Raw genomic sequence first — 11,573 nt, 5'->3', positions numbered from 1 at the left:
CGAGCATCTCAGGCGGCCGGTAAGACCTGAGGCCCAACTGACCGGCCCTCATGAAAAATCGAGGTTAGAGTGCGTCATGAGGGGTAGCTCCTGGCAAGACTGTTGTTTTGGCGAATACCAATCCTGCCGCGAAGAGCTACCCCATCTCACATCCCGGTGCTGTCATAACGTCATGACCCACAACACCTAGGGCCAGCAGGCTCACATGTCACGGGGCCTGGAAGAGCCTCCCATTTTTCTTGCGGGGGCAGTAGTGTGATGCCTATGAAGACGCGGACCATTAATTTCGATGGCACCTCCTACACCATTGAATCAGTACTCGGCGAAGGGGCAACTGCCACGGTATTCCGAGCCCGCTCTTCGGTGGATAATAATATTTTTGCGATTAAGAAGATTAAGAAGGACAGTAAGTCGCGTCGAAACGCTCGATTTCGCAATGAGATTGAGTTTGGAAAGAAGTCGCACAATGATCACGTTGTGAGGGTATATCAAGACTTCGAAGACGACAAACACTTCTATTACGCCATGGACTTATATTCGTCGAATCTCCGCGAAGTAATTTCTCGGGAGAACGACCATGGAATCCTCCTTGACTATATATCACAAATTTGCAGCGGCCTCTCCTACGTCCACAATCTTGATGTTGTGCACAGGGATTTAAAACCGGAGAATATCCTCGTTGACAAAGAGAGGCATCGACTGGTCATTGCGGATTTCGGAATTGCCCATTTCAAAGATTCGAACCTGACGAAACGTGGGGATCTGCTCGCAAATCGCAACTACCAGGCGCCAGAGCAAATGGCCAAGAGGCCTGCTGAAGACATCGGGAAATCTGCTGACATTTTCGCCCTAGGGCTCATCATGACTGAGATGTTCACCAAGCAGAACTCACGCGGAGCCGGGCATCTTCGAGTTGGCGATATCCATCCCTTTCTCTCTGACCTCGACCTCGTGGTAGGGGGAATGCTGCGTCAGGACGAGACGCAACGTATTACAATTGAGGCCGTATGTGGTGCATTGAAGATCGCGCGTAGACAAATCGAATCCGACATCCAAGAGATCCTTGAGGAACTGCGGGGCAACGAGGTGCCGACCGGTATGTCGACTACGGGAATGAATGCAATTCTCGGGAGAGCTGCAACGGACATACTTTCTACCAAGTGCATTTTCGAGCGGACGACAGCCGCTGAGCTCTCAAATTATAACCACAACTATCACTGTGAAATTAGCTATCGTGTTAGTGAAGAACTCTATAACGAATGCATGCAATCGATGGTATATTCGATCTGCAAAGCGAAATTCGACTACGAGTCCAACAGTAATTGGAGTGAATCCGCGCTGGAATCGCTTGGCTCTCCTTACAAGGCGAGTTTGCTCGCAGACCTGGAAGGAATTCAGGGTCGATATCCGTTGACGCGCAATTCTATGTGGCAGGGCCTCCCGCAAAGGGCTATTCATTACTTCCGATTCTGCACGGATTATCACTGTGAAGAGATAATCATGAGTATTCGTGAACTGATGGACTCCACACCCTCCGCAGGAGGCAAGTCACTCAAAAAGAATCTGTCTAACGCTCCAATAATATGGATCATTCAGTCGGTGAGGTATTATCTAGCGAACGACTTTCTTGAAATGTCTCCAATGAACTTACAGCGGATCGGAATCGATCGTCATTTGAGTGTCGAATGGGATGGAACTTCTCCGGATGATTCTTCTAGATTGGCTGTAGGCGCCGATCTATTCCTTGAGCCAATGGAGGCGCTGCCTGTCACAAAAATACTTGAAGAGTTCGAGGGAAAGTGGGATGTATCCCTTTGGGATCGAAGGGACGGCACCTATTCGATCTACTTCAAATCTCTTGACGAGTATTCACGTTTTAGCAGTCACGTGCGTGCTATTGCCGACCAATATCATGAGCTTCAGGGCGATGTGATTGATATACTCCGAGCCGATGTCAAACACCATGACGTTGTCGCGCTGACTTGGGGAACTACTTACGACATCCCCAACACATTGGCCAAAGTCCTAGGAATTCGCGAGGTTTAGGAAGGTGCTGTACATATTGCGTGCAGTGCACCTTTCATTCTAGTGATCACCGAGGTTCTATGTGAACGAATGTCCCCGCAACGCGCCCAATGCCCTGTTCTCGCCCGCAGCAGTGTGGGCCGGGCGGAAGTTCCGGTACGTCATGCTGGATTCAGGCGCTGTCTGCTGGATATGTTGGGGTCTTTGAAAGAACAATGACCATGCCATCCAATTTTCTTTGTTGGAAATCTACCCACGTAGAAGCCAGTGCGCGATCCTTCAGACGGTATCCAGATCCAGGCTCGGCCTTGACAAGTTCTACGTCATAGAACGAGAGGTCCACTGATGCCAAGAACAAGTTGTGCAGCTCACGCCGAACTGGGCGCCGATGTATGGCATTTGCTAGCTTTATGGTCGGGATGATCTCACCAGTATCCGCGCATCGCACTGGACCCTTTGCAAAGGAGTCTTGCCGAAACTTTCGCGTGACGTAAATTGCTTCTTGAGTGAGCGCCTCGGCGACCTTGGCTCGGTGATTGGGCTTGTTGATAATATCCCGATAACTAAACGGCTCTGGTTCCCCACCGCCGATCGGCATCAGCCGGAATCCCCGCGTCTTATATCCGAGGTCATTGTTGGAGAGGGCGATCCAATTTTGGATTCCTTGACCGATCTTTTGTTCGGCATCTTTGTGCAGGCTGACCAGTTCCGTCAGCAATTGAATTAGATCTCTGTTTTCCACGACTTCACCATCATCGTGTTGCTTAAGCTGATCTCCGAGGTAGCTCAGAATTTTCTTCTTAGACGGAAAGGTGAAACTTCCCAAGTTATACTCAGCCATGGATTCCCCCGACTACTTCGAATTCCTGTTTGTCCAGTCGATTGACTCGTGAATGCCAGATGCCACCTCGACGAGTGGCATGAGTGGGTAGACGAACAGCGGCCCCCGGTTCTAGGGGCCGCTGTGTTCAGAATATTGACGGTCTATTCAGTTTAGTTGGCTCGAGCGTATTTATACTCCGATGTTACTCGATTAAGGAGTTGAGCTTTGCTGCACGGGCGTAAAAGGCTGGGGAATCTGCTCAAGCTAGAAGTCCCAGTCCTCGTCTTCCGTGTTGACGGCCTTGCCGATCACGTAGGACGAGCCGGAGCCGGAGAAGAAGTCGTGGTTCTCGTCGGCGTTCGGGCTCAGCGCCGACAGGATCGACGGGTTCACGTCCGTGACCGACGACGGGAACATCGCCTCGTAGCCCAGGTTCATCAGGGCCTTGTTGGCGTTGTAGTGCAGGAACTTCTTGACGTCCTCGCTCAGGCCGACGCCGTCGTAGAGGTCGTGCGTGTACTGCACCTCGTTCTCGTACAGCTCGTACATCAGCTCGAAGGTGTACTCCTTCAGCTCCGCACGGCGCTCCTCGGAGAGCTTCTCGAGGCCCTTCTGGTACTTGTAGCCGATGTAGTAGCCGTGCACGGCCTCGTCGCGGATGATGAGGCGGATGAGGTCGGCCGTGTTCGTGAGCTTGGCCCGCGAGGACCAGTACATCGGCAGGTAGAAGCCCGAGTAGAAGAGGAAGGACTCCAGCAGGGTGGAGGCGACCTTCTTCTTCAGCGGGTCGTCGCCGTGGTAGTACGACTCGACGATCTGCGCCTTCTTCTGCAGGTTCTCGTTCTCGAGCGACCAGCGGAAGGCCTCGTCGATCTCCTTCGACGAGCAGAGGGTCGAGAAGATCGAGGAGTAGCTCTTGGCGTGCACCGACTCCATGAACGCGATGTTCGTGTAGACGGCCTCCTCGTGCTGGGTGATCGAGTCCGGGATGAGCGAGACCGCGCCGACCGTGCCCTGCAGGGTGTCCAGCAGGGTGAGGCCGGTGAAGACGCGCATGGTCAGCGTCTGCTCCTCCTGCGTGAGCGTGTTCCACGACTGGACGTCGTTGGACAGCGGAATCTTCTCGGGGATCCAGAAGTTGTTCACGAGGCGGTTCCACACCTCGACGTCCTTTTCGTCCTGGATGCGGTTCCAGTTGATGGCCTCTACGTGGCCGTGAAGCTTGACCCCTTCGGTCATGTCTTGCCTGCGCTTTCGTTACGAGTTTGCGGTTGCCTCGAGCGTACGACGGCGGGGTGCGCCCGCCGTCGTACGTCAGCGTTGCCTGGGTGCCGTCGTCAGCATGGAACGCAGGCTGCTACAGCATGCATGAAACGCAACCCTCCACCTCAGTGCCCTCCAGGGCGAGCTGGCGGAGGCGGATGTAGTAGAGCGTCTTGATGCCCTTGCGCCACGCGTAGATCTGCGCCTTGTTGATCTCGCGCGTCGTGGCCGTGTCCTTGAAGAACAGCGTCAGCGACAGGCCCTGGTCGACGTGCTGCGTCGCCTCGGCGTAGGTGTCGATGATCTTCTCGTAGCCGATCTCGTACGCGTCCGCGTAGTACTCGAGGTTGTCGTTGTCGAGGTACGGGGCCGGGTAGTACACGCGGCCGAGCTTGCCCTCCTTGCGGATCTCGATCTTCGAGGCGACCGGGTGGATCGACGAGGTCGAGTTGTTGATGTAGGAGATCGAACCCGTCGGCGGAACCGCCTGCAGGTTCTGGTTGTAGATGCCGTGCTCCATGACGGAGGCCTTCAGCTCGCGCCAGTCGGCCTGAGTCGGGATGTGCGTGCCGGCGAAGAGCTCCAGGACGCGATCGGTCTTCGGAGCCCACTCGGCCTCGGTGTACTTGTCGAAGAACTCGCCGGAGGCGTACTGGGAGTCCTCGAACCCGCCGAACGTCTCGCCCTTCTCGATGGCGAGCAGGTTCGACGCGCGCAGGGCGTGGTAGAGCACCGTGTAGAAGTAGATGTTCGTGAAGTCCAGCCCCTCTTCGGAGCCGTAGTGGACGCGCTCGCGGGCCAGGTAGCCGTGCAGGTTCATCTGCCCCAGGCCGATCGCGTGGGACTGCAGGTTGCCCTCCGCGATCGACGGCACCGAGGAGATGTAGGACATGTCGGACACGGCCGACAGGGCGCGGATGGCGGTCTCCACCGAGGCGCCGAGGTCCGGCGAATCCATCGTCTTGGCGATGTTCATCGAGCCCAGGTTGCAGGAGATGTCCTTGCCGACGACGTCGTAGCCCAGGTCGTCGGAGAACTCGGAGGCCGAGGAGACCTGCAGGATTTCGGAGCAGAGGTTGCTCATCGTGATCTTGCCCTTGATCGGGTTCGCCCGGTTCACCGTGTCCTCGAACATGACGTACGGGTAGCCCGACTCGAACTGGATCTCGGCGAGGGTCTGGAAGAACTCGCGGGCGTTGATCTTCTGCTTGCTGATCCGCGCGTCGTCGACCATCTCGTAGTACTTCTCCGTCACCGAGATCTCGGAGAACGGCTGGCCGTAGACGCGCTCGACGTCGTACGGCGAGAAGAGGTACATGTCCTCGTTCGTCTTGGCCAGCTCGAACGTGATGTCCGGGATGACGACGCCGAGGGACAGCGTCTTGATGCGGATCTTCTCGTCGGCGTTCTCGCGCTTGGTGTCGAGGAAGCGGAAGATGTCCGGGTGGTGGGCGTGCAGGTACACAGCACCGGCACCCTGGCGGGCGCCGAGCTGGTTCGCGTAGGAGAACGAGTCCTCCAGAAGCTTCATCACGGGGATCACACCGGAGGACTGGTTCTCGATCTGCTTGATCGGGGCGCCGTGTTCGCGGATGTTCGTCAGGGAAAGTGCCACACCGCCGCCGCGCTTCGAGAGCTGCAGAGCGGAGTTGATGCCGCGGGCGATCGACTCCATGTTGTCTTCGATGCGGAGCAGGAAGCAGGAGACGAGCTCGCCGCGCTGGGCCTTGCCGGCGTTCAGGAACGTCGGGGTGGCCGGCTGGAAACGGCCGTCGGTGATCTCGTCCACCAGCTGCGTGGCCAGCTTCTCGTCGCCGCGGGCCAGGTGCAGAGCGACCATGCAGACACGGTCCTCGTAGCGCTCGAGGTAGCGCTTGCCGTCGAAGGTCTTCAGCGTGTAGCTCGTGTAGAACTTGAAGGCGCCCAGGAAGGTCTCGAAGCGGAACTTCTTGTTGTACGCGTGCTTGTACAGGTTCCGGATGAAGTTCATCGAGTACTGGTCGAGCGTCTCGCGCTCGTAGTAGTCGTTCTTGACCAGGTACTCGAGCTTCTCATCGAGGTCGTGGAAGAAGACGGTGTTGTTGTTGACGTGCTGCAGGAAGTACTGGCGCGCGGCGGCGCGGTCGGCGCCGAACTGGATCTTGCCGTCCGCGTCGTAGAGGTTCAGCATGGCGTTGAGCTCGTGGTAGCCGAGCCCCTGCCATGCTGCGGGCAGTTCCTTGCCGTCCTGGTTCACGGCCGGCTCCGCGACAGATGTTTCCAAAACTCTTCCAATCCTTGACTTACGTTGTGCACGTCATCTGGCGTGCCCATGAGTTCGAACCGGTACAACAGGGGAACGTCGCACTTCGCGGAAATCTTCCGCGCGGCGAGACAGTAGGCTGTGCCGAAATTCGTGTTGCCGGCGCCGATGACGCCGCGCAGGTTCTTGCGGTTCTGCTCCTGTTTCAGGAATCTGAGGACCTGGGGAGGGATGGAATGCTTTCCCTCCTCTCCCCCGTAGGTCGGCAGAAGCAGGACGAACGGTTCCTGGGCAGTGAGTTCCGGGTCCCGCGCGTAGAGCGGGATCCGGGCCGCCTCTGCCCCGAGCTTCTCGACGAACCGGGCCGTGTTGCCCGATGCGGAGGAGAAGTAGATGAGGCGGCTGGAGGTCGTTGTAGCTGCGTCAGGCAACGGAGGTGGCGGCGGAAGCGGCCAGCTCCTCGATCTTGTCCGGGCGGAAGCCGGACCAGTTGTCGGAGTCGGTCACGACGACCGGAGCCTGCATGTGGCCCAGGGCGCGCACGCGCTCGAGTGCGTCGGCATCCTGGGAGATGTCCACGCTCTGGTAGACGACGCCCTTCTTGTCCAGCGCGCGGTAGGTGGCGTTGCACTGAACGCAAGCCGGCTTGGTGTATACCGTGACGGTCATAGCCTGATCCCTCGTCCTCTAAATTTGGTGATTGTATTCGGTATGTATGCGGCGGAACGAGCTGCCGTAGCGTGCTGGATGCGCCTGTCCTCCGGCGTCGTCCGCTGCTGTCCCCGTCGCGATATCGATACTACATCTAGTGGGCCGCATGATCATCGACCCCAAGATCTTGTCTTACAAGTATGTCATTACCCGCGGTTGTCGTCCACAGGTTCTGTGGAAATCTTTGGGTGCTCCTGCCCCGTGTTCACGCCGGTGGGCGATTTCTATCCACACCCTGTGGAGCCCGGATGCACAGGTCGAAGTCGTGGCGTGTCGAGTTCGATTCGGCGTGTCGCCGAGTCGCCGCCGGGTGATCCGAACGTGGCCGGGAGCACCCTGAGTCGTGGCGCACCACACCCGGCCGGCGCCGGCGTCGCGTCCGCCTTGCGCCCCGCCCGGGTCGTGGCGTAGGAACAAGGGCATGAGCACCGATACCTTGCGCCATTCGACCGACTCGGTCACCGTCCGCAGCATCTCCGTCTCGGACATGCACAACAACGTCTATGTCATCACGTCCAGGGCGTCCGGTGCACAGATCGTGATCGACGCCGCAGACGACGCCGACGCCGTCGTCGCCCTCATCGACTCGGCGGCCGCGGACGCCGCCGTGCCGGCGCGCGTCGAGTGGATCCTGACGACGCACCAGCACTGGGACCACGTCCGGGCGCTCGCGGCGGTCGGAGAGGCCACCGGCGCGCCGCTGGCGGCCGGGGAGGACGACGGCCCGGCCATCGAGTCCGCCGAGGGCGTGCGCATCGAACGGCAGCTGGCGCAGGCCGACCGGATCGACGCCGGCGACCTGGTCCTGGACTGCGTCCATCTGCGCGGCCACACCCCGGGCTCCATGGCGTTCGTGCTCACCGGTCACGGGCTCGAGCGTCCGATCGTCTTCAGCGGCGACAGCCTCTTCCCCGGCGGGGTCGGCAACACGTGGGAGGACCCCGAGCGCTTCGCCTCCCTCTACGAGGACGTGGTCTCGCGCCTGTTCGAGGTCTACGACGACGCCGACGTCCTTCCCGGCCACGGCGATGCGACGACGCTGGCCGACGAACGCCCGCAGCTGGCCGGATGGAGGGAGCGCGGCTGGTAGGAGGGCCCGTTCAGCCGACTTTGCGGCCTACGCAGAAGACGCGCCGGAACGGGAAGAGCGTCACCGGCGCGCCGTCGGGTCCGGTGGTGGCCGGGTAGGCTTCGCGCAGCCGCGAAGCGTACTCGGACTCGAACGCGGCGCCATCGGCCTCTCCCAGGGCATTCAGCACGGGGCGCAACGCCGTGCCGCGGACCCATTCCAGGACGGGGTCGGGGCCGGAGAGCACGTGCTGGTAGGTGGTCTCCCAGGCGTCGGCCGCGAACCCGGCGTCGTGCAGGGCGCGCAGGTACTCGCCCGGTCCGTGGACGACGTCGTGCTGCAGGACCCCGCGCAGGGGCTGCGCCCAGCGGTCGCCGGTAGCGATCTCGCGCAGGATCCGGTGGGAGTAGGCCGCGAAATTGCCCGGGACCTGCGCGGCGAACCAGGCGCCGCCGGGGAGCCGCTCGAGCCACCGCCGGACCAGCGCGAGGTGGTCGGGCACCCACTGCAGCATGGCGTTGGTGATCAGCACGTCGGTCTCCGGCGTCGGCTCGTAGGAGCCCGCATCCTGGAGCTCGAACTCGGGTGCCGGGGTGTCGGCGTCCCCTTCCCCGTCCGAGCCGACCGGGCCGCGAGCCGCGGACAGCATCGCCTCCGACGAATCCAGCCCGAGGACCCGCGCGCTCGGCCAGCGACGGGCCAGCGAACGCGTCAGGTGCCCCGGTCCGCAACCGAGATCCACCACGGTGCGGGGGTTCTCGGCGGTGATCCGGGCCGTCAGGTCGAAGAAGGGGCGCTGCCGGTCGTCGGCGTAGCGCAGGTAGGTCTCGGGGTTCCATGATGTCGTCGGCGCCATGCCTCGAGCGTAGCGGCTGGGCCGGCCGCAACGGGGATAGGCTGGAATCATCATGAACCTCATCGAACTCTTGCCATCGGGCCAGCGCGGGGCCACCCCCGAATCCACCTACGAGTCGTTCATCAAGTGGATCGAGGACCGCGGGATCGAGCTGTATCCGGCGCAGGACGAGGCCGCCATGGAGATCGTGCAGGGCAACAACGTCATTCTGGCCACCCCGACCGGCTCGGGCAAGTCGCTCGTCGCCGTTGCGGCGCACTTCCACTCGCTGGCCCGCGGCGAGGTCAGCTTCTATACCGCCCCCATCAAGGCGCTGGTCTCGGAGAAGTTCTTCTCCCTGTGCGAGATCTTCGGCGCCGAGAACGTCGGGATGGTTACCGGCGACTCGTCGGTCAACGCGGACGCGCCCATCATCTGCTGCACCGCGGAGATCCTCGCCAACATGGCGCTGCGAGAAGGTGAGGACGCCGATGTCGGGACCGTGGTGATGGACGAGTTCCACTTCTATTCCGACCCGCAGCGCGGCTGGGCCTGGCAGCTGCCGCTCATCGAACTGCCGCAGGCGCAGTTCCTGCTCATGTCGGCGACGCTGGGCGACGTGACCCGTTTCGAGGACGAGCTCACCTCGCGCACGCAGCGGCACACGACGACGGTCGCGCACGCCGAGCGCCCGATCCCCCTGCACTACTACTACTCGGAGGAGCCGGTCCAGGAGGCCATCGAGGAGCTGATGGAGACGCGGCAGACGCCCGTCTACATCGTGCACTTCAGCCAGCTGGACGCGATCGAACGCGCGCAGGGCCTGCTCAGCGTCAACGTCTGCACCCGCGAGGAGAAGGACCGCATCGCCGAGCTCATCGGCGGGTTCCGCTTCGCCGCCGGATTCGGCAAGACGCTCAACCGGCTCGTGCGCGCGGGCATCGGCGTCCACCACGCGGGGATGCTCCCGAAGTACCGCCGCCTGGTCGAGCAGCTGGCGCAGGCCGGCCTGTTGAAGGTCATCTGCGGCACCGACACCCTCGGCGTCGGCATCAACGTGCCCATCCGCACGGTGATGATCACCGCCCTGACAAAGTTCGACGGGACGCGCATGCGCGGGCTGAAGGCGCGCGAGTTCCACCAGATCGCCGGGCGCGCGGGCCGCGCCGGATTCGACACGGCGGGCACCGTCGTCGTGCAGGCCCCCGAGTACGTCATCGAGAACAAGAAGGCCATGGACAAGGCGAAGGCCAAGTTCGGCGAGGACCCGAAGAAGCTGCGCCAGGTCACCAAGAAGAAGCCGCCGCAGGGCTTCGTCTCCTGGTCCGAGAAGACGTTCGACAAGATCGTCGTCGCCGAACCGGAGCCCCTGACCTCGAGCTTCCAGATCACGCACTCGATGATCCTGAACCTGCTCGAGCGCCCGGGAGACTCCTTCGCGGCCGCCCGCCGCATCCTGACCGAGAACCACGAGACCCCGACGCGGCAGAAGGTCCTCCAGCGCAGCGCGCTCGGCATCCTGCGCGAGCTGCTCGCGACCGGCGTCGTCATCCGCGAGGACGATCCCGACCACTTCGGGAACCACTTGGCGCTCACGGTGCACCTGCAGCAGAACTTCGCGCTCAACCAGCCCCTCTCCCCCTTCGCGCTCGCGGCGATCGAGGTGCTGGACGAGGAGTCGCCGGCGTACGCGCTCGACGTGGTCTCCGTGATCGAGTCGACCCTCGACACGCCGCGGCAGATCGTCGGCATGCAGGAGAAGAAGGCCCGCGGCGAGGCGATCGGGAGGATGAAGGCCGACGGGATCGGCTACGACGAGCGGATGAACGTGGTCGACGAGATCACCTACCCGAAGCCGCTGGAGGACATCCTCGAGCAGTCGTTCGAGACGTACCGGAGCGGGGCCCCGTGGCTCGCAGAGTTCGAGCTGGCCCCGAAGTCGGTGGTGCGCGACATGTACGAGCGGGCCATGAGCTTCACCGACTACGTCCAGTACTACCAGCTCGCCCGCTCCGAGGGCGTCCTGCTGCGCTACCTCACGGACGCGTACAAGGCCCTGCAGCAGTCGGTGCCGCGGGACGCCCTTCGCGAGGACCTCGAGGACCTCATCGCCTGGCTCGGCGAGCTCGTACGCCAGATCGACTCGAGCCTCCTCGACGAGTGGGAGAAGATGGCGCACGGGGAGATTCCCGAGGACCACTCCGACGAGATCGTCCCGCCGACGCCCGAGCGGCTCACGTCCAACGAACGCGCGTTCCGGGTCATGGTCCGCAACGAGATGTTCCGGAGGGTGGTGCTCTTCGCCGACGAGCAGGACGCCGCCCTCGGCGAACTCGACGGCGAGGCCGGATTCGACGCCGACGCGTGGTCGAGGGTGCTCGACGACTACTTCGAAGAACACGACGACATCGACGACGGTCCGGCGGCCCGCGGCCCGGAGTACTTCATGGTCACCACCGAGGCGAAGCGGTGGACCGTCCGCCAGATCTTCAAGGATCCGGCCGGGCACAACGACTGGGGCATCGACGCGTTCGTCGACCTCGCCGCCTCCGACGAGGCGGGAGCCGCCGTCGTGACCGTGACGGGCATCGGACGGCTCGGCTGA

Annotated in this window: 9 protein-coding genes; 3 read left to right on the top strand and 6 right to left on the bottom strand. The window is 61.7% G+C overall.

Features of this window, described 5'->3' with window-relative positions; genetic code table 11:
• The first annotated feature begins 264 nt into the window (after positions 1-264).
• The gene (locus IE069_RS15320; RefSeq protein WP_189351550.1) at positions 265-2,046 is read left to right on the top strand and encodes a serine/threonine-protein kinase; all 1,782 of its coding nucleotides are present in this window, start codon (positions 265-267) and stop codon (positions 2,044-2,046) included.
• A gap of 151 nt (positions 2,047-2,197) precedes the next feature.
• Here IE069_RS15320 and IE069_RS15315 read toward each other — a convergent pair whose 3' ends face one another.
• The 5 genes from IE069_RS15315 to nrdH all read right to left on the bottom strand — a co-directional run bounded on the left by IE069_RS15315 (position 2,198) and on the right by nrdH (position 7,022).
• Entirely contained in the window at positions 2,198-2,866 is a 669-nt protein-coding gene (locus tag IE069_RS15315) for a DUF3223 domain-containing protein (protein ID WP_189351549.1), read from the bottom strand.
• Between the two features lie 246 nt (positions 2,867-3,112).
• Positions 3,113-4,087, bottom strand: coding sequence for a class 1b ribonucleoside-diphosphate reductase subunit beta (nrdF, locus tag IE069_RS15310; RefSeq protein ID WP_189351548.1), 975 nt, complete (start codon positions 4,085-4,087; stop codon positions 3,113-3,115).
• Between the two features lie 118 nt (positions 4,088-4,205).
• Positions 4,206-6,374 carry a class 1b ribonucleoside-diphosphate reductase subunit alpha gene (gene nrdE / locus IE069_RS15305; protein ID WP_373287830.1) on the bottom strand — a complete coding sequence of 723 codons (2,169 nt, stop codon included), beginning with the start codon at positions 6,372-6,374 and terminating at the stop codon, positions 4,206-4,208.
• Positions 6,344-6,784, bottom strand: a complete 441-nt coding sequence (nrdI, locus tag IE069_RS15300) for a class Ib ribonucleoside-diphosphate reductase assembly flavoprotein NrdI (RefSeq protein ID WP_189351547.1) — start codon at positions 6,782-6,784, stop codon at positions 6,344-6,346. The genes nrdE and nrdI overlap by 31 nt, the downstream gene beginning before the upstream one ends.
• Complete coding sequence (nrdH, locus tag IE069_RS15295) at positions 6,777-7,022, bottom strand: glutaredoxin-like protein NrdH (protein WP_189351546.1); 246 nt, start codon at positions 7,020-7,022, stop codon at positions 6,777-6,779. The genes nrdI and nrdH overlap by 8 nt, the downstream gene beginning before the upstream one ends.
• Positions 7,023-7,485: 463 nt before the next feature.
• Here nrdH and IE069_RS15290 point away from each other — a divergent pair, with 463 nt between their 5' ends.
• Positions 7,486-8,154: an MBL fold metallo-hydrolase gene (locus IE069_RS15290; protein WP_189351545.1), complete on the top strand. Its 669-nt coding sequence runs from the start codon at positions 7,486-7,488 to the stop codon at positions 8,152-8,154.
• Positions 8,155-8,164: 10 nt separating this feature from the next.
• On the opposite strand, the gene IE069_RS15285 is transcribed toward IE069_RS15290, so the two are convergent.
• Positions 8,165-8,989, bottom strand: coding sequence for a methyltransferase domain-containing protein (locus tag IE069_RS15285; RefSeq protein ID WP_189351544.1), 825 nt, complete (start codon positions 8,987-8,989; stop codon positions 8,165-8,167).
• A gap of 52 nt (positions 8,990-9,041) precedes the next feature.
• Between IE069_RS15285 and IE069_RS15280 the strand changes: the two genes are divergently transcribed.
• Positions 9,042-11,573, top strand: a complete 2,532-nt coding sequence (locus IE069_RS15280; RefSeq protein ID WP_189351543.1) for a DEAD/DEAH box helicase — start codon at positions 9,042-9,044, stop codon at positions 11,571-11,573.

It is taken from the genome of Zhihengliuella salsuginis, from assembly GCF_014651715.1.
Lineage (GTDB): Bacteria > Actinomycetota > Actinomycetes > Actinomycetales > Micrococcaceae > Zhihengliuella > Zhihengliuella salsuginis.
This window is presented reverse-complemented; position numbering and strand designations above follow the sequence as displayed.